Here is a 25,845-nt window from a genome sequence, read left to right as displayed (position 1 = left end):
TCTCCATTGTTCACGCCTGAGACCTGTTCAGCGGCTTTCCTAAAACATCGGCTTCTTTTTGGCTGTGTTATAGCGTTTTACACCTTCCACGATTTCCGCTTTTGCTTCTTTGACACCAACCCAGCCATTTACCTTGACCCACTTGTTTGGTTCCAGATCCTTGTAATGAGCAAAAAAATGTGCAATTTGTGAACGAATCAGCTCAGGTAAGTCATCATGGGATTTTTTTTTGCGGTAGAGGCTGCATAGCTTGTCAACAGGCACGGCTAATACTTTGGCGTCTTCACCGGCTTCATCGGTCATTTCCAACATTCCCAAGGCCCTGCATCGCACGACCACACCGGAAATAAGCGGAACCGGCGAGATTACCAGCACATCCACCGGATCTCCATCGTCCGATAGCGTATGGGGAATATAACCATAGTTGCATGGGTAGTGCATCGCCGTTGACATGAAGCGATCCACGAACATTGCACCGGTTTCCTTGTCAACTTCGTACTTGATAGGATCGGCATTCATGGGTATTTCTATGATGACGTTGAAATCGTTGGGCACGTCACGGCCTGAACCAACCCGGTCGAGATTCATTTGCGTTCCTGTTACTGATGGCTGAAAAACGGCTATTATAACTATGAGTAAGCAGATTAACCCAGAAACCTTGAATAAGCTTCCGTGTACCAAATTACCGGCAACTGGGCAGATAAGCCCGGAAAATATTCATAGGTTCCCTAATTCCATCCTATCGGGCACCAATATGCTGTTCAATTTAGGCATCATGGCCATGGCTGGGTATGCTGTTTTCGCGGCGGCAATTTTTTTTGTGCAGCCGCGTTTTGTCTATTATCCGGATTTTGGGCGAAGCATTACCGGAACACCGGATGACCTGGGGCTTGCCTACGAGTCAGTGGAGATCACTACCGCTGACGGCGAAATCCTGCATGGCTGGTTTGTACCGGCCCCCGCTGCAACCGCAACCGTTTTGTTCATGCATGGCAATGCCGGAAGCATTTCGCACCGCCTGGACTATCTGCCGATGTTTTACCGGCTCGGTTACAATACATTCATTTTCGATTATCGCGGTTACGGCGAAAGTAGCGGAACGCCATCAGAGGCTGGCACCTATCTTGATGCTCAGACCGCCTGGCAATACCTTATCGAAAAAAGAGCTTTGCCGCCTGATAGTATCGTTTTATTCGGGGAATCCCTCGGTGGCGCAATAGCGGCATGGCTTGCGGCACATGAAAAGCCGGCTCTGCTGGTGCTGGCTTCCGCGTTCACTTCGGTACCCGACATGGCGGTAAAAATGTATCCGTTTTTGCCTGTACGATTGCTGTCCCGTTTCGAGTACAACACGATTGACTACTTGCGAAACGTTACCTGCCCGGTATTTGTCGCGCATAGTCCGCAGGATGAAATCGTGCCGTTTGCGCATGGCCAGGCGCTATACCAGGCAGCACCCGATCCAAAGCAATTTCTGGAGCTGCAAGGCGGCCACAATAATGGCTTCATTTACATGCGGGACGATTGGGTGAAAGTGTTGAATGAATTTATCGACAGGTACGTGCCTCCACGCTGAAGCGTCGGCGCTTCGACGAACTCATATGGTTCCTGATTACAGATCATGCTGGTAATCGCTCATCGCGGATATCACGACGCGGTTCCCGAAAACACCATGGCTGCTTTCGAAGCGGCGGTGGCGGTAGGCGCGAACGGCATTGAAACAGACGTGCGCATCAGTCGCGATGGTTTACCGGTACTGATTCATGACCGTATTATTGCATCCGGACAAGCGGTAGCGGAGTTGATCCGGAGTGACATCGAACGAATCGCAGGGCATCAGGTACCCACTCTGGATGAAGCGCTGGAACACTTTCCCGGCATCTTGTGGAATGTCGAGATCAAGGCAATGAAGGCGCTATCCGCCGTGATTGGCGTTATCAAGAAGCATCAGGCTGGCCATCGTATTATCGTTACGTCTTTTCGCCATGACCTGGTGGCGATCTGCGCGTCGTCGCTCAAGGTCAATTGCGGCCTTTTGCTGGCGCATCGGCCGCGAACGCTGAGTTCATTGCTGGCAGACTTGAACGACAATGGCAATCCCAGGATCAATCATATCGTATGGGATTATGATGTGCTGGACGCCGATCTATTGAAGCAGGCGTCTTTGGATGGCTTCCGCAATTTCGTTTATGGTCCCGTCACTAAAGCCGAGCACGACGATTGCCGGGAACTGGGCGTGGATGGGGTGATTACCGATTATCCGCTCCTGGTGCAAAATGCATAGTGCAGCTAAAAAAAACAGGATTTTGGAATTACGCATGCTATAAATCACCCTGTTGACTTCAGGTAACGCAGGGTAGAGCGATGGCTTATTTGACGATTTTGATGATCTGGCCAGCGGCGGGCTCTCCCTCGGGATACTGGCCGTTGAGCAAGCGCAGGTAACTTTCGGCGTTAACTCCAAGGGGAGACTCTTTGGCCAGCCCGGCATAACTCAAGCCATTGGCAGCTTTAATGGTTCTGATCTCAAGTGCCCTGGCAGATTTTTTTTCCGCATCGGTAAGTGCGCGAAAACTTTCGATGGTGCCGGAGATAGCATCCCGGTAGCGGGCGAACGCCGCGGGAGAGTCGCCTCGTCCCGCGACAAGGTATGCCTTGTCTTCGTGATAAATCATGGCCGCCTTGAAGGGTCGCTCGCCCTGCGCAATGGGCGTTACGACAGCTACTGGCAGGCCATTACTGGTCATCGACAGAATTTCCGCAGGGGATTCAGGGCGAAAGCGTTCCTGGGCAAGATCGGCTGGCGCCCCGCGTTGGTCACCCAGAGGTCCTAACACCACCATGGCCTCCCCGTCAGGACTCACCGCAACCACTTCATCCGGTTTATTCCGGATACGCCAGCCGGGCGGGAAAGACAGCATGAAACCCATTTGCTTATGTTGAAACGTGTTTCCTCGCACGACCCCCTGGCTGGCGTCATCGCCGAAAATCATGCCCTCGGTCTGGTGCAGGAATTCCGCGTGGTGATCATCGAATTTTCCCGGCTGGGCATATCGATTCGCTTCACCAACCACCTCCTGCAATCGTGTGTCATTGTCAGGGTGGGTGGCAAAAATACCATGATAACGTCGCGGCTCGCGTCCTTCCTGTTTCGCGGCTTCGATATCGAACAGTTCCTGATTTTTAAGCACGGAAATGACTTTGATCATCGCTTGCGGATCGTAACCGCTTCGCGCAAGATACTCCGCACCCAGACGGTCCGCCTCCAGTTCATGGCTGCGGCCGTAGCCTGAAAGAAGAGCGCTGCCGGTGACCCCGAGAAGGCTTTGCCAGGCCGCCAACGGTGGCTCGGAATTAAGATAAGCCAGGATGCCCCGTGTAACGTAGATATGACCGCCCGGCAGGGCAAAGGCGTTTACCTCGGGGCTATCCACGACCGTGAAATGATAATCGAGCTGGGGGCGATGGCTTTTCCTGGCGAGCTTCTGCCCAATCTCGTTCACATAATTTTGCAAAGCCGGCAGGCCGTCATAAATATCATATGTCTTGCTTATCTCGGTAGCGGCTTGCCGCCCCTCGCGCATCTCATCGGCCTCCGACATGAGCGTGAAATTCCGGTTGCCCGTAACCGGATTTACCGCGCAACCAGAGAACTGAAACAGGCAGCCGAGCGCGAGGGTCAATTGAAACGCGGTTACGATCCTCATCGTATTATTTTGGTTAGCCGCTGAAAATAAAAGAGCGTAGGGAAACGAAAAAGAGCAGCGTGAAGCTGCTCTTTTTCTGCCTGCTCTATTTCAGCAGATACCTGACGATTGATTTTAAGCCGCTGGTTGCTTTTCGACCTTTTTTCCATATTTCTGGCGGAATTTTTCTACTCGCCCGGCAGTATCAACAATTTTTTGCTTGCCGGTATAGAAAGGATGGCAGACCGAGCATACTTCGATATGCAAAGGCTTGCCCATGGTGGAGCGAGTCTGGAATATGTTACCGCAACTACAGGTAACGGTGATTTCCTGGTAGTTTGGATGAATGTTTGCTTTCATGGCGTAGTCCTTGAGCTGAGCTGTGCCCGGTCGGCAGTAGATAGCTGCGGAGCAGGAAAAACTCTTATTATCTTATAATCCGGGGAGAGGTTGCAACAATGTATTCCATTAGGCGCGGTTTTTGTACTATACCCGGCGCATGGAATCGAAGAAATCCGCGTTATTTTTCGTGGCCTTGATCTTGTCGAGCAAGAATTCCATCGCTTCCATGTCATCCATCGGATAGAGCAATTTGCGCAGCACCCAGATTTTCTGTAGTACATCCGGTTTGATGAGCAATTCTTCCTTGCGGGTACCGGAGCGGTTTACGTTGATGGCGGGGTAAGTGCGTTTTTCCGCCATGCGCCGGTCAAGATGGATTTCCATGTTGCCGGTCCCCTTGAATTCTTCATAGATCACATCGTCCATGCGCGAGCCCGTATCCACCAGGGCGGTGGCGATGATGGTAAGGGAACCGCCTTCCTCAATGTTGCGGGCGGCCCCGAAGAAACGTTTGGGGCGTTGCAATGCATTGGCATCGACGCCGCCGGTCAGTACCTTGCCGGAAGCAGGAACCACGGTATTGTAAGCGCGCGCCAGTCGCGTGATGGAATCCAGCAGTATCACCACATCTTTCTTGTGTTCGACCAGCCGCTTGGCTTTTTCAATCACCATGTCGGCCACTTGCACGTGACGTACTGCAGGTTCGTCGAAAGTGGAGGAAACCACCTCACCCCTGACCGAGCGGATCATCTCTGTTACTTCTTCGGGACGCTCGTCTATCAGCAATACCATCAGGATGACGTCGGGGTGATTGGCCGCGATCGCATGGGCGATATGCTGAAGCATGACCGTTTTTCCCGACTTGGGGCTCGCTACCAGCAGGCCGCGCTGGCCTTTCCCGATGGGAGCAATGAGATCGATGATGCGGCTGGTAACGTTTTCTTCAGCCTTGATGTCACGTTCGAGCAGTAGTCGCTCGGTGGGGAATAGCGGGGTGAGGTTTTCAAACAGAATCTTGTGCTTGGAATTTTCCGGCGGTTCGCTGTTGACCTTATCCACCTTGACCAGGGCAAAGTAGCGTTCGCCATCCTTGGGGGTGCGAATTTCGCCTTCTATGGAATCACCCGTGTGCAGGTTGAAACGTCTTATCTGGCTGGGGGAGACATAAATATCGTCGGGTCCGGCCAAATAGGAGGTGTCCGGAGATCGCAGGAAGCCGAAGCCATCCTGGAGCACTTCCAGGGTGCCTTCGCCGTAAATGCTCTCCCCCTTGCGCGCCTGGTTTTTCAGTAAGGCGAAAATCAGGTCCTGTTTTCGTAGCCGGTTGGCGCCGTCAATTTCGTTGGCGATAGCCATTTCCACCAGTTCGGTGACGTGGAAGTTCTTAAGGTCGGATAGGTGCATTGAGCGGAACTCGTGGGTGAAGAACAGGGGCGTAAAGCGTCAGGACGCGTTGGAAAAAACTGATGGGGCAGAGCGAGAATTAGAAGCGGTAGATCGAATAGGATTCCGCTTGGGGAGGCGGTTATTTACAAGATTAGCGATTTTAGATATGGCTGTCAATAAAAGCGGTAAGCTGGGACTTTGATAGTGCGCCAACCTTGGTTGCCTCGATATTGCCGTTTTTGAAAAGCATAAGCGTGGGAATGCCACGGATGCCATATTTTGGCGGGGTAGCCTGATTTTCGTCAATATTCAGTTTTGCCACTTTCAGCCGATCTCCATATTCCTTGGCCACTTCATCCAGTATCGGCGCGATCATCTTGCATGGTCCACACCACTCAGCCCAGTAGTCAACCAGCACCGGCACGGTGGATTGCAGTACTTCGGCTTCAAATGTCCCATCGGAAATATAAAGGATATGCTGGCTCATGTGACTTTCTCGTCCAAGTTAAATATATGCGGCTAATGACTACGGCAGGCAGGGCCAAACGACACCGATGCGATAATGCTGAAAATGAAGAAGCTGCAGTTCAGTCAGGGGTCTGTGGCAATATCAGAAATTATATATCGCTTCTTTTCCGGATGCTTTGCTTTTGTATTTTTTATATGCTATCGAAAAAATGCAGGAAAGGGAAGCAGCTTTTTCAAGAAAGACGGGCTTGAGTTGAATTCGCATTATATCACAGTAGAACTGAGCAAGTTCGGTATCGGCGTCAATCGTAATTTCAACCGCCGTGTTTCAGGCCTTAGCGGGCTTGCTCCATGAATCCCGCAGCGTAACCGCTCGATTGAACACCGGTTTTCCGGGTTTCGAGCTCTCACGGTCGGCGATGAAGTAACCGTGGCGCTCGAATTGAAAGCGGTCTTCCGGCTGAGCCTGATCGAGTGCCGGTTCTACATAGGCGGTGATAATTTTCTTCGAATTGGGATTCAGAAAAATTTTGTAATCCTGTCCTCCCGCGTCGGGTTGGACATGGGAAAACAGGCGGTCATAAACCCGCACTTCGGCCTGCCGCGCATGGTTTGCCGAAAGCCAATGTATGTTGCCCTTGACTTTGCGCTTGTCCGCGCCTGCGGTGCCGCTCCTGGTGTCGGGATCATAAGTGCAGTGAATTTCGATGACTTCCCCGGCGGCGTCTTTCACGACATTCACGCATTTTACGATATAAGCATAACGCAATCGCACTTCCGTGCCAGGCGAGAGGCGGAAGTAGCCCTTCGATGGTGTTTCCATGAAGTCGCTGCGCTCGATATAGATGATTTTCGACAGTGGCACGATGCGGTTTCCCCACTCCGGTTTTTGCGGATGGTTGGGCGCCAGGCAATCCTCCTCGCTGTTTTCCGGATAATTATCGATAACGACTTTTAGCGGTTCCAGGACAGCCAGTCGCCTGTGAGCACGGTCATTCAAGTCTTCGCGAAGACAGTCTTCCAGCATACCCAGCTCTATCCACGAATCGGCCTTGCTGACGCCGATGCGCTCGGCGAAAAGCCGGATGGATTCGGGCGTGTAGCCGCGGCGCCGTACCCCAGCCAGCGTATTCATGCGCGGGTCATCCCAGCCATCGACGAAACCTCCCTCAACCAATTCGATCAGCTTGCGCTTGCTCATGACGGTATAGGTGAGATTCAGCCGCGCAAATTCGATTTGCTGGGGATGACAGGGGACAATATCAGCCAATTGATCCAATACCCAATCATAGAGCGGACGGTGATCTTCGAATTCCAGCGTGCAAAGCGAGTGAGTGATTTTCTCCAGCGCATCGGAAAGGCAATGCGTGTAATCGTACATCGGGTAAATGCACCATTTATCGCCGGTGCGATGATGATGAACATGGCGGATACGATATATAACCGGGTCGCGCAGGTTGATGTTGGGAGACGTCATGTCGATTTTAGCGCGCAAAACATGCGTCCCGTCTGCAAACTCTCCCGCTTTCATCCGTCGAAACAAGTCAAGATTTTCTTCAGTGCCGCGTTCACGATAAGGGCTATTCTTGCCAACCTCGGTCAGTGTTCCGCGTAGCGCGCGGATTTCCTCGGCAGTAAGGCTGTCTACATACGCCTTGCCCCGCTTGATGAGGTGCTCGGCAAACTCGTAAAGCTTATCGAAATAGTCGGAGGCGTAATGGAGGTGCTTGCCCCAGCTGAAACCCAGCCATTCAACCGAATCAAGTATTGAATCGACATATTCCTGCTCCTCTTTTTCAGGATTGGTATCGTCGAAACGCAAATGACATATACCGTTATAATCACGGGCAAGGCCAAAATTCAGGCAAATGCTTTTGGCATGGCCGATGTGCAGGTAGCCATTCGGTTCAGGCGGAAAACGGGTTTCTACGCGTCCGTTCCATTTGCCCGTCCTGTTATCTTCTTCGATGATATTACGGATGAAGTTGGAAACGGGCAGCGCCGCGGGCCCGGTTGCGGGGTTATCTTTCAAATTAGCCTCTCGTGTCATTCATTATGCTTAGCTTGGTTCACCTATTATAGAGAGATTAGCGCATTACGCTAAATCCGATAAAAACCCTTCACGCCGATTAATGCGCAAGCTGTAGCGCAGGCCGGAAAAATTTGCACTACACTGGTTAATATGAAGCCGCTCACTTTTTCTATTCTGCGCCTGTTGAGCGATAACGAATTCCATTCGGGCGCTGCCATTGCACAAACCCTGGGTGTTTCCCGGGCCAGCGTGTCCAACGCGCTACGAGACGTGGATGAAGCCGGTCTGACGGTACACAGGGTTCACGGTCGTGGCTACCGCCTGCTCGACCCGGTGCAATGGCTGGAACGGGAGGCTATTCTGAAGCATCTCGGCAGCGCGGACAATTTCGACCTTGAGGTGATGGATAGCATCGACTCAACCAACACTTTTTTGCTTCATGAAGCTTCGAGAGGGATAAATTGCGGCAGGGCCGGTATTCATGTGGTTGCGGCAGAATTGCAAACCAGCGGACGTGGACGGCGCGGACGGCAATGGCATTCGGGTTTGGGCGGCAGCCTTGCTTTTTCGATGTCATGGCAATTTCAGCAGGGTGCCAGCTTCCTGTCCGGCCTGAGCCTCGCGATTGGAGTGGCGATCATACGTACGCTCGAGTCTGCGGGAATCGAGGGCGCGGTACTCAAGTGGCCCAACGACGTCATGTACAACCTGTGCAAGCTTGCAGGCATACTCATCGAATTGCACGGCGATATGCTGGGTCCCTCCGCTGCTGTCATTGGCGTGGGCGTAAACCTGAAGCTGTCGGATAATATACAGGCGCGTATAGACCAGGGGGTGACGGACGTGCATTCGATTACCGGTAAAATGCCTGACCGCAATGAATTATTGGCTGCGCTGTTGATTGATCTCGCAGCCGCGTTGAGAGAGTTTGAGCGCAGAGGCTTTGCGCCATTCAAGGAAGAATGGGTGAGTCGCCATCTTTGCGAAAATAAGATTGTCAAACTTCGCTTCCCCGATGGCTCAAGTCAGGAGGGCACCGTCCATGGTGTGGCGGATGACGGATCGTTGCTGCTGCAAACTTCGGCAGGTATTCGTAGCTACAGCGGCGGCGAGATTACGCTATGCAGAATAGCCTGAAACCGCTTTTGCTGGCAGTTGATTCCGGCAACACCCATATCAAGTGGGGACTATACGACGGGAGCAACCGGCTGAAACAAGGAGTCGTGGCACAAGGAAAAAAGGTGCTGCTGGAGCGGGAATGGGAAGTTCTGGAGGAACCCTCGCGTATCATGGTATCCCATGTTGCCGACGCGCAGGCCGGGAGCGATCTGTCCGAGCTATTTGCCCGATGGAAAACCCAACCGGAATGGATCCATGCGGTTGCTTACCAGTGCGGCGTGCGCAACTACTATGCGGACCCCGCCCAACTCGGCAGTGATCGCTGGGCGGCCCTGATTGGCGCATGGGAATCGGAACGGCAAGGATGCCTGGTCGTGGATGCCGGGACCGCAATGACTGTTGACGCTCTTACCGACACAGGTGAATTTCTTGGCGGCATTATTACTCCGGGTATTGATCTGATGCAGCAAATACTGATGAGGGATATCGTATCCCTGAAATCCGCGGAGGGGAAATTCTGCGATTACCCCGACAGCACCGCGGATGCCATATGCAGCGGCGCGGTGCATGCAATGGCCGGCGCCATCGAGCGGATGGCCGTGACGCTCGCAGGTACCCTGGGTCGCGTGCCTGACTGTATTTTATGCGGGGGCTCGGCACAGCGGTTGCTGCCGCAACTTAACGTCAATGCCAAAGTGATGGATAATCTGGTATTGCAAGGCCTGCTGGCAATCGCCCAGGAGAACCCGCAAACACCGCTGTAAATTCAGCTTTCATCCGCAGCAAGTTGGAAGCCTCTGAACAGGTTTTGTCCTTTCAATGCGATTGTTGCTCCGTTCGTATCCTTGTGGACTTATTTAGAGCCTATTTGGAAATTTTGTTTTTAGCTGTCTGCATTTACTCATTTGGTTGAAATATGTCCGTTTTCCAGCATGCAACGTTTTATACCACTGTCAATCAGTTGAGCCATTTGCCGTCACCCGACGGGGTGGAGATAGCCTTTGCCGGGCGGTCGAATGCAGGCAAGTCCAGCGCAATCAACGCGCTGGCTACTCGTGGCCGCCTTGCTTTCGTCAGTAAAACACCCGGACGCACTCAGCATTTGAATTTTTTTCAGCTGGGGGGCGACCGTTTTCTGGTAGACCTTCCCGGATATGGTTACGCCAAAGTACCCATCGATGTGCGGCGGCATTGGGAACACCTGCTCAGCACTTATCTCCAGACGCGGGAATCGCTCTGTGGAATGGTGCTTATCATGGATGTGCGGCACCCGTTGACCCCGCTTGACCGCCAGATGCTGGTCTGGTTCGCGTCAACAGGAAAACCAGTGCATGTGCTGCTTACGAAATCGGATAAGCTGACCAGACAGCAGGCAGAGAAAATACTCAAAGAGGTGATGGCTTATTTACGTGAAGCTTATCCGCAATGCAGCGTACAGTTATTTTCCAGTAAAACCAGAGAAGGGGTGAAAGACGCCACGGCCTTGCTAGGCACGTGGCTGGGATTGGAAGCTGATTCGATTCGGGAACCGAATGCTGTTCCGAAGCAAAAAATAAAAAACCCCCGGTTAAAGGGGAATAAAACCGGGGGCAAACATACCTTAATAGGGATTAAGGTACCCGCTCAGGGAGGAAAAGCGGGAGACAATTAAGCAACGTCTGCAAGTAAGACGCAGAATTCGAGTACAAGTTCCCAGTTTTTCATTTTTTATCAATTTTCTTTTTTTAGGTAGACCATGCCAGTTTTAAACCAGTTTCCACAGAAGAGGATGCGGCGCATGCGGCGCGACGATTTCTCGCGTCGCCTGATGCGGGAGAATCGTCTGCATCCGGACGACCTGATTTATCCCGTATTTGTACTGGACGGAGAGAATAGGGAGGAGACCGTATCCTCGATGCCGGGTGTTGTGCGGCAAAGCCTGGATGTGTTGATGCATCGAGCGGAAAAATGCCTTCGGCTCGGCATACCGGCTATCGCGATATTTCCGGTTATCGAGCCCGACCTCAAGAATCTCACCGCCTCGGAAGCCTTCAATCCTGCAGGGCTCGTGCCACGGGTAGTAAGGGAGCTGAAGAAGCAATTTCCGGAGCTGGGCGTTATTACCGATGTTGCACTCGACCCCTATACCAGCCATGGCCAGGATGGGTTGATCGATGCCCATGGCTATGTGATGAACGATGAAACCGTTACCGTGCTGGCACAGCAGGCGCTGATGCACGCCCAGGCCGGTGCGGACATCGTGGCGCCGTCCGACATGATGGATGGGCGCATTGCAGCGATCCGGGAGGCGCTTGAAGGTCAGAAGTGTACTCATACCCGTATTCTTGCTTATTCCGCAAAATATGCTTCCGCTTTTTACGGCCCTTTTCGCGATGCAGTGGGTTCCGCCGCCAATCTGGGCGCGGGTAACAAGTATACATATCAGATGGATCCGGCCAATTCAGACGAGGCGCTGTGGGAGGTAGGTCTGGATCTGGAAGAAGGCGCCGATATGGTGATGATAAAGCCTGGTTTGCCTTATCTGGATATCGTGCGCCGCGTAAAGGACCGGTTTGGCGTCCCTACTTTTGTCTACCAGGTAAGTGGTGAATATGCCATGCTCAAGGCTGCTGCGCAAAACGGCTGGCTTGACGAAAGAACCTGCGTTCTCGAATCGTTATTGGCTTTCAAGCGTGCCGGCGCTGACGGCATCCTGACCTATTACGCCCTTGATGCGGCGGAGTGGCTGAAGGAGTAAACAGGTAGGTTGGCGTGAGGTATGGACCTCATCATTTCACGGTGACAAAAACTCCCTGATCACGTCCTCCACCGATTTTATAGCTTCGTCCACCTTGTCGTTCGCTTCGGGCGGTAGCTGCTCTTCCAGGAAATATTCGGTCATGGTACCGTGCGCTTCCCTCAAACCGGTTTCAGGGTTGATTTTCGCTGTGGTGATGCCGGCAGGCGGCGTATAGGCCGCCGTCGGGACGCCTTTCAATGCCTTGCTCATATAGCTCATCCACATCGGCAAGGCAGCCCGGCCACCGGTTTCGTTGTTTCCCAGTGATTTTGGATTATCAAAGCCGATCCAGGCGATAGCGACCAGGTCAGCCTGGTAGCCACAAAACCATGCGTCGACATAATTGCTGGTGGTGCCGGTTTTCCCGGCCAGGTCGGCACGGCCGAGCTGTTTTGCCCTGGTGGCGGTTCCCCGCTGTACCACATCCTGCATCATGCTGGTCATAAGAAAGGCGTTGCGCGGATCTATGATCTGCTTGGCGCTTTCTCCCGCCAGCACGGGTTTTGGCTGCTCCAGTATGTTGCCTCTCTCATCCTCGATGCGTTGGATGAAATAGGGTGTTACGAGAAAGCCCCCATTGGCGAACGCGGCGTAACCCACCGCCATTTGTATCGGGGTCACCGACCCGGCACCCAACGCCATCGGCAGGTAGGCGGGGTGTAGCTTGGGGTCGAAGCCGAAGCGGGCAACATAATCCTGCGCGTATTGAACGTCAATTGCCTGAAGAATGCGAATGGAAACCAGATTTTTGGATTTGGCGAGCGCTTCGCGCATGCGTACCGGTCCTTCGTAGGTGTCCTCGTAATTTCGAGGATCCCACTGATCGCTTCCTGTTTCCTCGGCGGTAAAGGAGAGTGGGGCGTCGTTGACGACGGTGGCTGGCGTAAAGCCTTTTTCCAGGGATGCGGAATAAATGAACGGCTTAAAACTGGAGCCCGGCTGGCGCCATGCCTGTATAACATGGTTGAACTGGTTCCGGTTGAAGTCGAACCCGCCTACAATGGCGCGAATTGCCCCGTCATGCGAGTTTATTGCGACCAGCGAGGCTTCAACCTGAGGAAGTTGCACGATATGCCACACGCCTTTTTCGTTCTTCCGTATCCGGATGAGTGAGCCCGGACGAATATATTGCTGACCAGAGCCCGCCTTGCTGGTGCTGGAAAGGGATTTCTGGGCAAACTTGAGGCCATCACCGGTAATCTCGATGATTTCCCCACCCCGTCGGTACGCCTTGACCGATTTAGTGCTGGCCGCCAGCACTACGGCAGCCTGGATATCGTCGCTGTCGGTCACTTCCTGTAACGCGTCTTCCAGTATCTCTTCGCGATTCTGGCCAGTTTGTGCCAGATTGATAAATGCTTCAGGGCCGCGATACCCATGCCGGCTGTCATAATCCATCACGGCTTGCCGCACCGCGTTGTAGGCTGCATCCTGATCCAGCCGTCGTATCGTGGTATAGACTTTGAAACCTTTGGTGTAGGTATCTTCACGATGGCGTTCATATACTGCCTGCCGTGCCATTTCTGCCACAAAACCGGCGTGCATTGTGAATTCCTGCGATTCGCGTTTAACCTGCAGCGGATGTTTTTCCGCTTCCTTGAACGCTGTATCGGAAATATAGCCGAGTTCGCGCATGCGCCGGAGGACATAAAGCTGCCGGGTTTTCGCACGCTTGGGATTGACTACCGGATTGAAGCGTGAAGGCGCCTTGGGCAGTCCCGCCAGCATTGCGGCTTCTGCAAGGTTGATTTTCTCCAGGCTCTTTCCGAAATAGACCTGTGATGCAGCAGCAAAGCCATAAGCGCGCTGCCCGAGATATATCTGGTTGAAGTAAAGTTCAAGAATCTCGTCTTTGCTCAGGCTGTGTTCAATTTTGAATGCCAGCAAAGCCTCGCTGAATTTCCGAGTGAGTGTTTTTTCCTTGGTCAGGAAAAAATTACGTGCGACTTGCATGGTAATGGTACTGGCCCCTTGCCGCGCGCCGCCGGAAGTGAAATTCGAATAGGCCGCCCGCAATATGCCGGGATAATCCACTCCGCCATGCTGATAGAAGCGGTCGTCCTCAGCGGCCAGAATCGCCTGTTTGAGGCGCTTCGGGACCGAGCTGATTTTAACCACCTCGCGACGCTCTTCGCCGAACTCCCCGATCAGGAGACCTTCAGCGCTGTACACTCGTAAAGGGATTTTCGGACGGTAATCGGTCAGCGCTTCAAGCGAGGGCAATGTGGGAATGGTAACCAGCGCGGCAAAGCCGGTCAGCAAGACTCCAATAAGACCTAGCGCTAAAAATGCGGCGAGCAGGTAAACCCACCAACGTGCTAGCATGTAGGAAGAATTTTGAAAAAGAGAGTTAAGACGAACATATGCAATTATAAGGCATTACGTGATGCAGTATTACGTGAAGCAATGTGGCAGAAGCGAATGCTGGGAACGCTACGGCACATTTTGAAGTGTTTTTCAGGGAAGTGAGGTGGGAGGTCTCAACTTGCAGGCTTGTCTGTTTACGGGGATGCAAAGGAAACTACCGCCGGATTCTTAGTCACGGCGACCAGTACGATATAAAGAAAAGTCAACTGAGCCGCGATCCATGCATAGATTCTTGCTTTACGGGTTTTGCCGAATTTCAACGCCATCATTCCGAGGCCGATATAAACCAGCAGGCCGATGACTTTGGCGCTGAGCCATGAATCATGTATCGGATCCTGGTGAATCCTGGTAGCCAACACGATGGCACTCGTCAGCAGTATGGTATCCACCACGTGTGGTGTAATTTTTACCCAGCGCTGCTGTAAAGCGGAAGATTCACGCATTCTCCATATGCTGCGCAACGAAAACAACAGGTAGCTGATTACCACGCTGGTGATATGAATCATTTTTAATGCCGCGTAACTCATGCTCACTCCCCGCTCAACATCCAGCCGTGGCTGCCCGCCACAGCGCCCGCAATAGTGACAAGGCTTAACCCGAGCAATATCCAATGCATGCGCCGCATCCGGCGAAAAGTCTTCTCGGCGTCGTGCTGCGCCGTTTTCGGGGCCTGTTTCCGTAACACCAGCGGTTCCACTACAAACAACATCAAGGTAAAGATTAGCCAGACCAGAACCATGGCATGCATCCACCAGAAGCCCAATTCGGCAAAACGGCTCCATGCGTTCAGAAAATGCACCATGTAGAATCCGCTCAAGCCGACGAGTAACGTAACGAAGCGAGCCTGCGGTGCAAAGCGGCCTTCGATACGCGCAAAAAACTCTGTTCGCTCGGATGCCGACCTCATCTGTGCCATGGCTGGAATCAGCACGGTAGTGACCATCGCCACGCCACCAATCCATAGCACAACGCCCAACACATGGACCACTCTGGCGAAAGCGAACTCATCCATAGAAATAATCTCCCGGTCTTTCCTGCTCGAAACGCTTATGCAAAAATGTTCTCGATACCCATGCCAGCACAAATATGCCAAGGCTCACGCCTGTTGTCTGCTTGCGTTGCTACTTCCTGACTCGCAGGTCGTTAGTGCTTGTGATTGAGTTTGGCAGCCCAGGCGCTAAAATGTTCAAGTATTTCACACATAAACATGCAGCAGAGTCGTCGCCCTCAGTTTGATTTTAACCAAGCGGAATTAATCAAGCGCCTCGCAATCGAATGCATCGCAGTTGGCAAGATCGGATTTGCCGCAAGCGGGAACTTGTGCCGATAGTTGGCGTAAAGCGCTACGCAGGCCTTCTTCCAGGGTGGGATGATAAAACGGCAAGCGCAGCATATCATGCACGGTGAGCGAACGGTCGATAGCCAGCGCCACCAAATGTGCCATATGCTCTCCGGCAGGGGCGCACATTTCGGCGCCGAGCAGCCGGCCGCTTTCCGGTTCGGCATAGAGACGCAGGATGCCCTTGTTGCGCTGACCTACCCTGGCGCGGCCCTGGTGTTTAAAACAAGCTTCTCCCGTCAGTATTTTATTACCGTCGAGTGAATTGAAGCGCCTGCCTATCATTGCGATATTAGGATCGGTAAAGACTATCGCGAGCGGGACGCGACGCTTGAAATACATCGGGTCGCGACGGGTCGCATTGATTCCGGCGATATGTCCCTCATCCGCCGCCTCATGCAGAAGAGGTATCCGGTCATTGATGTCGCCGGCCATGAAAACCGGCAGATCGGCTATTTGCATAGTATGAGGATCAACTGGAGGCAGTCCGTGCTCATCGAGTTCGATACCCAACGTTTCCAGCCCAAGGTTGTCGATATTTGGCCGCCGGCCCAGGCTAACAAGAACACTGTCAACCACAGCCTCTTTACTTCCGGCACGGACTTGCATACCACCGTTGGACGCGTGCAGATCAGCCTTTTGCCCCAGATGAACAGGGAATTCCTGTTGCAGAAGTTCTGTCGCGACGGCGTTGACGCCAGGGTCTCGCAATCCCGCAATGGCAGTTTTCTGGTCAAACGCCGCTACATTCACGCCTAGCCGCGAAAGTGCCTGGGCCATTTCCACGCCGACCGGGCCCAAGCCTATCACTGCCATACGGGAAGGCAGCGTTTGCTGTTCGAATAATGTATCCGTAGTGAGCAATTGCCTTCCGAAGGCATGCCATGGCTCAGGCACGACCGGGCGTGAGCCGGTAGCGATGATAATGCTGCGTGCGCGGAGTTCGCGCCCGTTTACTTCCAACCTTCCTGCTCCAAGCAAACGTGCGCGACCGGAAATCGCGCGCTCGCCCAGTGCTTCGGTGGTCTTCAGCGTGCTGGCAACAAAATCATTGCGCAGCCGGCGTACATGCCACAGCACAGCGGGAATATCGAGTGTGAGGGAACCCGCTCCCCGAATACCAAATTCCTCAAACGTGTTACGAGTGTGAAAGGCATTCGCTGCCTCGATCAGCGCTTTGGAAGGCATGCAACCCACCCGGGCACAGACCGTTCCCCATGGTCCATCGTTGATGAGGATGAAATTGGATGTTTGCTTCTTCACTTCATTCAATGCAGCCAAACCCCCAGTACCGGCCCCAACAATAGCGACATCGTATGATTCATTCATGATGGCTTCTCCTATTGACCCTTATTGGTTGGTAAGGTGAACGGGCAAGAAAATGACATGGTAACGGGCTGAAAGTTAGCTCGGCCGGCTGCCTGAGATAGCTTGTAACTTCAAATAACTTCAGGTAATTGACGACAAATGCGGCGATGCGAATCAAAAGGCTCGCGGAAGTAATCGGTAAGCCAACGCTGTTTTCACAGACGCAATCCCTGCCGTTTCCGGGAACGCTGTATTGCCCGGCATTGTGCTTGGTGTCAAGGCGATCTTGCAGTCACGCCTGGTCTTTAACCCAGATAATTCATTAGGCGGCTCTGCGAGCCTACGCGAGTGCTGGCGGTCAGTTTGCGGCCATTCTCGCTACCTGCGGGGCGTCCATAGATCAAGCTATGGACTTCTCTCAACCGGCAAAACTGTCTCGCAACCTGCCTTGCCATCATCTCGCGTCCTAATGGATTGTCTGGGTTTAATATATCGGCTACGTTCCTGGCTCCGCCTGGTGAGCCTTTTCGCCGGTTGTTTTGGGCTTGGGCCTTGCGGCGAGCCAGTCGCGCGAGGCTTTTTGCGCTTGCGCGAGTTGCTTGGGGCTAAGAGAGCGCATGATTTCGTCCCGAGCCGCTACAGCTTGCTGAACCCCGGCGGCAGCGGCAAGATTCAGCCATACGTAACTCTGTACCTGGTCGACAGCAAGACCATATCCGGTGCGGTAGATGAGGCCTAGCTCATATTGTGCAAGTCCGTAGCCTTGTTCCGCTGCCAGTTTAAGCCATTTCGCAGCCTCGGCGAAATCCTGAAGGGCGCCATTTCCAGTCAAATATAACAGGCCGAGCTTATATTGCGCATCGCTATCCCCCTTCTCCGCACTCTCTTGATACAACCGTACCGTGAAATAATGGTCATCCGCTGGGCCTGGTGTGGCAGGAGAGGATGGCCCTGTGTTACGCGTCGCTGCCGTTCCGGGAGGAGGTTTGACGCCGGTGGTTGCCGCATTCAAATGTTCTTCATGATTGCGTCCGGAATTGCCATTGCCGGGAATAGCGGGTTTCTCCGGCTCGATTTCAGATATGGGTCCGACGTAATGGTCAGCCATGTTTTGTTCTATGATCAGCCAGACCAACGCAATCAGTAGCGCGGCCACGGTTAGTGTCGATCCCGTTACAAGATAAGCATGGGGGTTTCGCACCCAAAAGCGCTCTCTGCAATCGCGGCAGCGCACGGGGCGAAGGAACAGCATGGACAATGTCCGTTCCCCGGGCCGGGCACGAGAGCCATGCGTTTTTTTACTTCCGCACTTAATGCATTCCGGGTACATAATATTGGGTATTGTTACCGTTCTACTCGAAAAGTAGGCGTTCCTGTATTTCGCGAAGTCTAAGCAGCGGCTGACCGAACGTCAACCCAGGCAGGAATACCAGGCACATCTCAGCGCAATTAGCTCCCTGACGAGTTCAGGTTGGCTGCGCATTCAAGCTACCCATCCCCAGCCTGATCCAGCGGATCGGGATGATTTCAGTATCGATGTTGATATGGATTACCCGCTTAAACCTAAATCCGGTAGTTGACCGCTCATTTAATAGATCAGTATCGTGATTAATAACAATATTTCATATTAGTTGACGCTCGCCTTCCGGGTGAGGCCGCTACGGGGAGAATTGCACAGTTTTTGCGGCACATGGCTGCGTTGCAACTCCTTGGAATGGAACGGCGCCCCGAAGCGTCGCCCGAGGGGCTCCGCGAAGCGGGGATCGGGCAGCGCAGGGGATGCCGCGATCGCGCTCCACACGCAAGGGGGCGCCCGCATCCCGCTTCGGGGTCGCACCTTCCTGCGGAAGGCACTGCTCCGCCCTGCGCGGTCGCATTCCGCGTCGTCGCGCCTTGCCCTGCACCCCAAAAACCGTACACTTCTCCCCGCCCAACTACCGGATTTAGGTTAAATACCGGCGCCACCGTCGTATACCTCATTTCGTATTTGCGCCTGCGAGATAACACTGCCAGGCGGAACGCTGCGCGTTAGCCAGACGTTGCCGCCAATGGTCGAGCCGCGCCCGATGGTGATACGGCCAAGAATGGTGGCGCCAGCGTAGATAATTACATCATCCTCGACAATAGGATGCCGAATATTCCCTTTTACCAGCGCACCATGCTCATCCGTGGGGAAGCGTTTGGCGCCCAGCGTCACGGCTTGATACAGGCGCACGTGTTCGCCAATGATAGCGGTCTCGCCAATGACTACGCCGGTGCCGTGATCAATGAAAAAACTGCCTCCAATCTTCGCCCCTGGATGGATCTCGATACCGGTGGCGGAATGGGCAATTTCCGAAATCATGCGTGCAATCAGCGGCGCGCCCAGGCAGTGCAGTTCATGCGCGAGGCGATAATGCGTTATGGCCGTGATGCCCGGATAACAGACCAGTACCTCGTCGAGGCTGCGGGCAGCCGGATCACCCTCGTACGCTGCCTGAATGTCGCTTTCCAGCAATGTTCGTACATGGGGTAATTGCCGGGCGAATGCCTGGGTGATGGCCGCGGCCTGTTCTCGATCCGAATCGCTTGTGGTTTCCAGGCCGGAAGTAAAGCGCAGTTCACGGCGCACTTGAACCAAAAGTTCGCGGAGTGTGACATCCAGGGTGTGTCCGACGTAATAATCGACGCTCTCATTGGTGAGTTCGGGTAAGCCCAGGCGGTTCGGAAACAACACGGCACTCAGCCCATCCGCGATCCCGACCAGTATCTTGCGGGAGGGCAGTTTAGGCGGCCTGTCGCGCCTTTGCCGGTTTTCCAGTGATTTCACACGCAAGGCGCGCAGCTCGGCCACAACCTTGTCGATTTTCAAACTTTTCCCTTTCGATGATGAGTATCCTGTTTTTCCTGATTTTGCCATCATTGCACCGAACCCTGACCATCGAGCGCATCCTCGAAGAGAATGGAACTCAAGTAACGTTCTCCCGAATCGGGAAGGATTACCACAATGGTTTTGCCTGCGTTTTCCAGACGCTTCGCATAACGTATCGCCACCGCCACCGCTGCGCCGCATGAAATTCCGGAAATAATGCCTTCTTCGCGTGCGAGGCGGCGGGCATAGCGCAACGCATCTTCATTGCTGACCTGCTCGATATCGTCCACCAGCGCCAGGTCCAAATTTTCCGGAACGAAACCGGCACCAATTCCAGGGATTTTGTGCGGTCCGGGTTTCAGCGGCTCACCCGCGCGCAATTGGGTCAATACCGGGCTGGCGGATGGTTCAACGGCAACTGAAATGATCGTTTTCCCCTTTGTATTTTTGATGTAGCGCGAAACGCCGGTTATAGTACCGCCTGTACCCACGCCGGAAACGAAAATATCAATGGCGCCCTCGGTATCGTTCCAGATTTCCGGCCCGGTAGTGCGTTCATGGATGGCCGGGTTGGCCGGGTTGTTGAATTGCTGAAGCAGTACATACCGGCCAGGATCGGAAGCAACGATTTCCTCGGCTTTCAACACGGCGCCTTTCATTCCCCGCGCCCCTTCCGTCAATACCAGTTTTGCCCCATATGCGCCCAGCAGTTTACGCCGTTCCAGGCTCATGGTTTCCGGCATGGTCAAGGTCAGCGGTATGCCGCGGGAGGCCGCAACGGACGCCAGTGCGATGCCGGTGTTGCCGCTGGTCGGTTCCACCAGTTCTTTTCCTGCAAGGAGCAGTCCGCGCGCTTCCGCGTCCTCGATCATCGCCGTGCCAATACGGCATTTTACGGAATAAGCGGGGTTACGCCCCTCGATCTTCGCCAGCACCGTTGCGGGAGCGCCGTCGGTAATGCGGTTGAGCCGGACCAACGGGGTATGTCCGATAGACAGCGAGTTATCCTTGAACCAACGCGGCATGCTGCGACTTCCTTCAGTATGGGTTCCGGGCAAGCCTGTTCACGAATATGACGCCCGTGAGGATGGACATGTTTGGAAGACAGAACTTAAATCGTTTCAACCCATCCAATCCGTTCGAGATGGGCTTTCTTGCAACCGTGGGTGAGGCGCATCCAGGGGTTGCGCGTTCATCAGAACGGCAGGTTTAATGTTTATTCAAGACGTATTGATTATAATACTTGGTTTACCGCAGGGTTTACGCTGCCTTTTCTATAATATCTCGCTGAAATCATTGAGTTATTTTAACATGAGTATAAGCGCCGGAGTAACCATTTGACTGAGGTCAATCGTGGAACGCAGGCGACGTCCTGCTCTTCAGGTACTACTTTGATGCTTGTAGCCTGCTCCGGGAACGAGACCGCTTATTCAAGCCGGGCGTCCAGCATTTGCAAGTATTGTAAACCAGGAACGATGCCGCTTCTTGACACTGACACTGACACTGACACTGACACTGCATTGAATCTCAAAGACAGGGCAGGGCGATTGCCCGAGTCTTCATGCAAATCTTATTCATATCGGCAAAGATGATCCCAATGATTCATAAGGCACGGCGTGAGTTTTATTGATCTTCCGGTCGTCAAGACTGCTCAGGGCACGGTGCGCCTGCCTGGCTCCAAAAGCATTTCCAACCGCATTCTATTGCTTGCTGCATTGGCCAACGGTGCGACAGTTATACGTGACCTGCTTGTTTCCGACGATACGGCGCGAATGCTGGAGGCACTTGAGGCGCTGGGTGTGCCCATCGCCCTGATCAATGAAAATTGTTATCGGGTGCAAGGCATAGGCGGAAAGTTGCCTCTCCGTTTCCCCATCAGTGAAGCGAGTTTATTCCTGGGCAATGCAGGCACGGCTTTCCGTCCTTTGACCGCCGTGCTGGCGCTGGCTCAGGGATATTACAAATTATCGGGTGTGCCGCGCATGCATGAACGCCCTATCGGCGATCTGGTGAGTGCGCTACGCCAATGGGGTGCGGATATAACCTATCTGGGCAATGAAGGTTTTCCGCCGCTTCAAATCAAGCCAGGGCGGATCCACGGAGAGGAAATTACGGTGAGGGGCGATGTATCCAGCCAGTTCCTGACGGGTCTGCTGATGGCTTTGCCCTTATCCGCAATGCGTTTCAATCATACGTCGACGATAACGGTGGCGGGAGAATTGATCTCGCGGCCTTATATCGAGTTGACCATAGCGCTGATGGCCCGTTTCGGCGTGCAGGTGGAGCGTGAGGAATGGCACCGCTTCACTATGCGCTCAGGCCAACGCTACCTCAGCCCGGGCGAGATATTTGTCGAGGGCGATGCATCCTCCGCTTCGTATTTCCTCGCCGCCGGCGCCATCGGTGCCGGTCCGGTGCGAGTAGAGGGTATCGGTCATGGCAGCCTTCAGGGAGATGTCCGTTTTGCTGAAGTGCTGGAAGAAATGGGAGCACGCATCAACGTGGGCAATAACTGGATCGAGGCAAGCGCCCCTGCGTCTGGTGGTTTGCGGGCCGTTGATCTCGACTGCAACCATATTCCGGACGCCGCCATGACGCTTGCAGTGGCGGCGTTGTTCGCCGTTGGTACCACCACGCTCAGGAATATCGCCAGTTGGCGGGTGAAAGAAACCGATCGCCTCGCGGCAATGGCAAAGGAATTGCGCAAGCTGGGGGCGGTGGTGGAGGAGGGCGCGAATTTTCTGCGTATCACTCCGCCAACCGGTAGACTCACCGGGGATGCAGCGATTGATACATATGACGACCACCGGATGGCCATGTGCTTTTCGCTGGCGTCCTTTGGCGCACCTGTGCGTATCAACGAACCCGATTGCGTCGCCAAGACTTTTCCCGACTATTTTGAAAAGTTCGCGGCCATCGTCAGTCCCTGACCGGCAGAATCCGGGTAAATTTTATCGAGGCGGTTTTTCATGAATACGAATATTAATGACGTTCCCGTAATCGCCATCGATGGTCCTTCTGCTTCCGGCAAGGGCACCGTTGCACAACGGGTGGCGGCAAAACTGGGGTTTCACTATCTCGACAGTGGTGCGCTCTACCGATTGGTGGCGCTGGCAACGATGCGTGCCGGGGTCGACCTGGGCGATGAAAGAACAATAAGCGATGTTGCCGCAAGCCTGGATGTCGTCTTTAAGGATGAAGAAATCCGGTTGGGCAATGAAAACGTCACCGATGCGATCCGCACGGAAGCGTGCGGTAACTCGGCTTCCAGAATAGCCGCTTATCCGCTGGTCAGAAGCGCGCTATTAGCGCGGCAACGCGCATTTTGCCAGCTTCCCGGCTTGGTGGCGGACGGCCGCGATATGGGATCGGTCGTTTTTCCCGAAGCCGTTCTCAAAATATTTCTCACGGCAAGTGCTGAAACGCGAGCCCAACGGCGCCATAAGCAGTTGATGGAAAAAGGGATAGGTGCTAATATTGCCACCCTTTTGCAGGATATACGAGACCGCGATGCCCGCGACAGTAATCGGAGCGTGGCACCATTGCAACTGGGTACGGATACAACGTTGCTGGATACGACTTCCCTCGACATAACACAAGCCGTGGATAGCGTCCTAAAGCAATATATTGAAATCTGTGCAAAAGGTCGCAGGTGAAAAACTGAAGTCAGCCTCGCCTCTCGATGCACTTGCATCAGGCGGCCGCAGTCGCAGCGAGCGAGCCAGGAAAAAGAATGGAAAGTAAAGGAAGAGTGCAGACGCCGCAAATGCTACGGTGTGATAATAGCACGTTCGACTAATACGTGTTATGGGTAAAACGTTGCTTTTATGGCAAAGATTCATGTCTCGGCGCATGAAAAATAGTTGAAATATGGAAATAGGGTTGTCCAGGTAATGGATCAAGTAGTCAAGTAGTCAAGTAGTTAAGGAGTATGGCTGGTGCTGTCTGACCGCGCTTTTTCCGGGCAAAAGGAGCGCGCGGTCTGATCGGGCACTTATTATTATTAACTTTTAACCCCGTCGATTTTCTTTGACGGGATCCCAAATCAGGTATCTTCCACAATGATTATTGCTTCCCCCGCTATAGATTCTTCCGAAAGTTTTGCGGCGTTATTTGAAGAAAGTCTTTCCCGTCAGGAAATGCGTGTCGGTGAAGTCATCACCGCCCAGGTTGTTCGTGTTGATTACAACATTGTGGTTGTAAACGCCGGACTGAAATCGGAAAGCTTCATTCCTGTCGAAGAATTCAAGAACGATAAAGGCGAAATCGAGGTCAAGGCCGGCGATTTCGTGAGTGTCGCCATCGAAGCGCTCGAAGATGGCTACGGCGAAACCCGTTTATCGCGCGACAAGGCCAAACGCCTCACGGCCTGGCATGACCTGGAGGCTGCGATGGAAAGTGGTGCCATCGTCTCCGGCATCGTAAGCGGCAAGGTCAAGGGTGGTCTGACTGCCATGATCAACGGCATACGCGCTTTTCTTCCTGGTTCGCTGGTGGATATCCGTCCGGTCAAGGATACGACTCCATACGAAAACAAGGAGATGGAATTCAAGGTCATCAAGCTTGATCGCAAGCGCAACAATGTGGTTGTATCGCGTCGCGCAGTTCTGGAAGAAAGCCAGGGTGCGGATCGCCAGACCTTGCTTGCGAATTTGACGGAAGGTGCGATAGTCAAGGGTATTGTCAAGAACATAACGGACTATGGCGCATTCGTGGACCTGGGCGGTATAGACGGCCTGTTGCACATCACGGATCTTGCATGGCGGCGTGTGAAGCATCCTTCCGAGGTCATCAGCGTCGGTGATGAAGTCACCGCCAAAGTGCTTAAGTTCGATCAGGAAAAGAATCGCGTATCGCTGGGCATGAAGCAATTGAGCGAAGACCCATGGGTAGGTCTCTCCCGGCGTTATCCGCCGCATACCCGCCTGTTCGGAAAAGTCAGCAATCTGACCGATTATGGCGCGTTTGTTGAAATCGAGCAGGGTATCGAAGGGCTCGTGCATGTCTCTGAAATGGATTGGACCAACAAAAACGTGTACCCCTCCAAAGTGGTGCAGTTGGGCGACGAAGTGGAAGTGATGATCCTGGAAATCGATGAGGAACGGCGGCGTATCTCGCTCGGCATGAAGCAATGCAAGGTCAATCCTTGGGATGACTTTGCCATGAACCATCAAAAAGGCGACAAAGTGCGCGGGCAAATCAAGTCCATCACCGATTTTGGCGTTTTCATCGGATTGCAGGGCGGGATAGACGGGTTGGTGCATCTTTCCGATCTCTCATGGAGCCAACCGGGTGAAGAAGCGGTTCGCAATTATAAGAAAGGCGACGAAGTTGAGGCCATGGTGTTATCCATCGACGTCGAGCGTGAGCGCATTTCGCTGGGTATCAAGCAGCTGGAAGGCGACCCATTCAACAGCTTTGTCTCGATAAACGACAAGAATAGCCTCGTCAAAGGCACGGTCAAGTCAATTGATGCCAAGGGTGCGGTAATTGCGCTGGAGAATGATGTCGAAGGCTACCTGCGTGCATCCGAAGTGTCGCGCGATAGGGTCGAGGACATCCGCTCGCACTTGAAGGAAGGCGATACGGTCGAGGCAATGATAATCAACGTCGATCGCAAGAATCGCGGCATTAATCTTTCCATCAAGGCCAAGGATATCGCAGAGGAATCCGACGCCATGCACAAGGTTACGGTGGATAGTGCTGCAAGCGCGGGAACCACCAGTTTGGGCGCGTTGCTTAAAGCCAAGATGGATGTTAAAAATACTGAACAATAAAGGGCGTCCATGACAAAGTCTGAACTGATCTCGAGGCTTGCAGCCCGTTATCCGCAGTTGGGCGCGAAGGATGCCGAGCTTGCAGTCAAGGTGATACTTGATGCGATGGCCAAGAGTTTAGCGCAGGGACAGCGTATTGAAATTCGTGGATTCGGCAGCTTCGATCTCAACTACCGGCCGCCGCGTGTCGGGCGTAATCCGAAATCCGGAGAGAAGGTCAAGGTGCCGGAAAAGTATGTTCCTCATTTCAAGGCGGGGAAGGAAATGCGTGAGCGGGTCGATAACAAAACCTGAAAAATCATATTGGATGGGTAGGTATAATGACGGCAGGGTCGAAGGACCATGCCGTTTTTTTAACTTATGTGAAGCGATTCAATTGGTGCGATTCAAT

General features: G+C 53.4%; 24 protein-coding genes. 11 read left to right on the top strand and 13 right to left on the bottom strand.

Going from position 1 to position 25,845, the window contains the following annotated elements; genetic code table 11:
• Positions 1–39 precede the first annotated feature (39 nt).
• A complete protein-coding gene (ppa, locus tag KJS40_RS10555) occupies positions 40–588 on the bottom strand; it encodes an inorganic diphosphatase (protein WP_213537605.1) in 549 nt (182 codons plus the stop codon).
• 166 nt (positions 589–754) lie between these two features.
• Here ppa and KJS40_RS10550 point away from each other — a divergent pair, with 166 nt between their 5' ends.
• Both KJS40_RS10550 and KJS40_RS10545 read left to right on the top strand, forming a co-directional pair.
• Entirely contained in the window at positions 755–1,576 is an 822-nt protein-coding gene (locus KJS40_RS10550) for an alpha/beta hydrolase (RefSeq protein WP_213537603.1), read from the top strand.
• A gap of 45 nt (positions 1,577–1,621) precedes the next feature.
• The gene (locus KJS40_RS10545) at positions 1,622–2,284 is read left to right on the top strand and encodes a glycerophosphodiester phosphodiesterase (protein ID WP_213537602.1); all 663 of its coding nucleotides are present in this window, start codon (positions 1,622–1,624) and stop codon (positions 2,282–2,284) included.
• Positions 2,285–2,369: 85 nt separating this feature from the next.
• Here KJS40_RS10545 and KJS40_RS10540 read toward each other — a convergent pair whose 3' ends face one another.
• The 4 genes from KJS40_RS10540 to trxA all read right to left on the bottom strand — a co-directional run bounded on the left by KJS40_RS10540 (position 2,370) and on the right by trxA (position 5,901).
• Positions 2,370–3,707: a M48 family metalloprotease gene (locus KJS40_RS10540; protein ID WP_244859548.1), complete on the bottom strand. Its 1,338-nt coding sequence runs from the start codon at positions 3,705–3,707 to the stop codon at positions 2,370–2,372.
• A gap of 114 nt (positions 3,708–3,821) precedes the next feature.
• Positions 3,822–4,046, bottom strand: coding sequence for a 50S ribosomal protein L31 (gene rpmE / locus KJS40_RS10535; protein ID WP_090458330.1), 225 nt, complete (start codon positions 4,044–4,046; stop codon positions 3,822–3,824).
• A 126-nt stretch (positions 4,047–4,172) separates the two neighbouring features.
• Positions 4,173–5,432, bottom strand: coding sequence for a transcription termination factor Rho (gene rho, locus KJS40_RS10530; protein WP_025041073.1), 1,260 nt, complete (start codon positions 5,430–5,432; stop codon positions 4,173–4,175).
• 142 nt (positions 5,433–5,574) lie between these two features.
• Positions 5,575–5,901, bottom strand: coding sequence for a thioredoxin TrxA (trxA, locus tag KJS40_RS10525; RefSeq protein WP_107729943.1), 327 nt, complete (start codon positions 5,899–5,901; stop codon positions 5,575–5,577).
• 75 nt (positions 5,902–5,976) lie between these two features.
• Between trxA and KJS40_RS10520 the strand changes: the two genes are divergently transcribed.
• A complete protein-coding gene (locus KJS40_RS10520) occupies positions 5,977–6,237 on the top strand; it encodes a hypothetical protein (RefSeq protein WP_213537599.1) in 261 nt (86 codons plus the stop codon).
• Here KJS40_RS10520 and KJS40_RS10515 read toward each other — a convergent pair.
• Positions 6,211–7,932, bottom strand: coding sequence for a glutamine--tRNA ligase/YqeY domain fusion protein (locus tag KJS40_RS10515; RefSeq protein WP_213537598.1), 1,722 nt, complete (start codon positions 7,930–7,932; stop codon positions 6,211–6,213). The two genes, KJS40_RS10520 and KJS40_RS10515, sit on opposite strands and share 27 nt — an antisense overlap.
• Before the next feature lie 132 nt (positions 7,933–8,064).
• On the opposite strand from KJS40_RS10515, the gene KJS40_RS10510 reads away from it, so the two are divergent.
• From KJS40_RS10510 to hemB, 4 genes are all read left to right on the top strand, one after another.
• Positions 8,065–9,051, top strand: coding sequence for a biotin--[acetyl-CoA-carboxylase] ligase (locus KJS40_RS10510; protein ID WP_213537596.1), 987 nt, complete (start codon positions 8,065–8,067; stop codon positions 9,049–9,051).
• On the top strand, positions 9,036–9,797 hold the full coding sequence (locus KJS40_RS10505) for a type III pantothenate kinase (protein WP_244859547.1): 762 nt from the start codon (positions 9,036–9,038) through the stop codon (positions 9,795–9,797). Before KJS40_RS10510 ends, KJS40_RS10505 begins: the two co-directional genes overlap by 16 nt.
• Before the next feature lie 152 nt (positions 9,798–9,949).
• Entirely contained in the window at positions 9,950–10,684 is a 735-nt protein-coding gene (yihA, locus tag KJS40_RS10500; protein ID WP_213537594.1) for a ribosome biogenesis GTP-binding protein YihA/YsxC, read from the top strand.
• An 84-nt stretch (positions 10,685–10,768) separates the two neighbouring features.
• Positions 10,769–11,770 carry a porphobilinogen synthase gene (gene hemB, locus KJS40_RS10495; protein WP_213537592.1) on the top strand — a complete coding sequence of 334 codons (1,002 nt, stop codon included), beginning with the start codon at positions 10,769–10,771 and terminating at the stop codon, positions 11,768–11,770.
• A 36-nt stretch (positions 11,771–11,806) separates the two neighbouring features.
• Here the strand turns inward: hemB and KJS40_RS10490 are convergent, their stop codons facing one another.
• The 7 genes from KJS40_RS10490 to cysK form a co-directional block, all read right to left on the bottom strand.
• Positions 11,807–14,137 carry a penicillin-binding protein 1A gene (locus KJS40_RS10490; RefSeq protein WP_213537590.1) on the bottom strand — a complete coding sequence of 777 codons (2,331 nt, stop codon included), beginning with the start codon at positions 14,135–14,137 and terminating at the stop codon, positions 11,807–11,809.
• Positions 14,138–14,313: 176 nt separating this feature from the next.
• Positions 14,314–14,706, bottom strand: coding sequence for a SirB2 family protein (locus KJS40_RS10485; protein ID WP_213537588.1), 393 nt, complete (start codon positions 14,704–14,706; stop codon positions 14,314–14,316).
• A 2-nt stretch (positions 14,707–14,708) separates the two neighbouring features.
• Complete coding sequence (locus tag KJS40_RS10480) at positions 14,709–15,191, bottom strand: hypothetical protein (RefSeq protein WP_213537586.1); 483 nt, start codon at positions 15,189–15,191, stop codon at positions 14,709–14,711.
• A gap of 240 nt (positions 15,192–15,431) precedes the next feature.
• Entirely contained in the window at positions 15,432–16,847 is a 1,416-nt protein-coding gene (locus tag KJS40_RS10475) for a dihydrolipoyl dehydrogenase (RefSeq protein ID WP_213537585.1), read from the bottom strand.
• Between the two features lie 475 nt (positions 16,848–17,322).
• Complete coding sequence (locus KJS40_RS10470) at positions 17,323–18,078, bottom strand: tetratricopeptide repeat protein (RefSeq protein ID WP_244859546.1); 756 nt, start codon at positions 18,076–18,078, stop codon at positions 17,323–17,325.
• 696 nt (positions 18,079–18,774) lie between these two features.
• Entirely contained in the window at positions 18,775–19,725 is a 951-nt protein-coding gene (gene epsC / locus KJS40_RS10465; protein ID WP_213539810.1) for a serine O-acetyltransferase EpsC, read from the bottom strand.
• A complete protein-coding gene (gene cysK, locus KJS40_RS10460; RefSeq protein ID WP_213537581.1) occupies positions 19,725–20,702 on the bottom strand; it encodes a cysteine synthase A in 978 nt (325 codons plus the stop codon). The genes epsC and cysK overlap by 1 nt, the downstream gene beginning before the upstream one ends.
• Positions 20,703–21,293: 591 nt before the next feature.
• On the opposite strand from cysK, the gene aroA reads away from it, so the two are divergent.
• The 4 genes from aroA to KJS40_RS10445 all read left to right on the top strand — a co-directional run bounded on the left by aroA (position 21,294) and on the right by KJS40_RS10445 (position 25,748).
• The gene (aroA, locus tag KJS40_RS15370) at positions 21,294–22,607 is read left to right on the top strand and encodes a 3-phosphoshikimate 1-carboxyvinyltransferase (protein WP_244859545.1); all 1,314 of its coding nucleotides are present in this window, start codon (positions 21,294–21,296) and stop codon (positions 22,605–22,607) included.
• A gap of 39 nt (positions 22,608–22,646) precedes the next feature.
• Positions 22,647–23,333 (top strand): (d)CMP kinase, encoded by a 687-nt coding sequence (gene cmk, locus KJS40_RS15365; RefSeq protein ID WP_244859544.1) that lies wholly within the window; start codon positions 22,647–22,649, stop codon positions 23,331–23,333.
• Positions 23,334–23,738: 405 nt separating this feature from the next.
• Positions 23,739–25,454 carry a 30S ribosomal protein S1 gene (rpsA, locus tag KJS40_RS10450; protein ID WP_025041055.1) on the top strand — a complete coding sequence of 572 codons (1,716 nt, stop codon included), beginning with the start codon at positions 23,739–23,741 and terminating at the stop codon, positions 25,452–25,454.
• Between the two features lie 9 nt (positions 25,455–25,463).
• The gene (locus KJS40_RS10445) at positions 25,464–25,748 is read left to right on the top strand and encodes an integration host factor subunit beta (RefSeq protein ID WP_036575864.1); all 285 of its coding nucleotides are present in this window, start codon (positions 25,464–25,466) and stop codon (positions 25,746–25,748) included.
• Positions 25,749–25,845 lie beyond the last annotated feature (97 nt).

The organism is Nitrosospira sp. NRS527, from assembly GCF_018406445.1.
In the GTDB taxonomy this organism is placed as follows: Bacteria; Pseudomonadota; Gammaproteobacteria; order Burkholderiales; family Nitrosomonadaceae; genus Nitrosospira; species Nitrosospira briensis.
The sequence above is the reverse complement of the archived record's forward strand: the minus strand, read 5'-3'. Positions and strand labels throughout refer to the sequence as shown.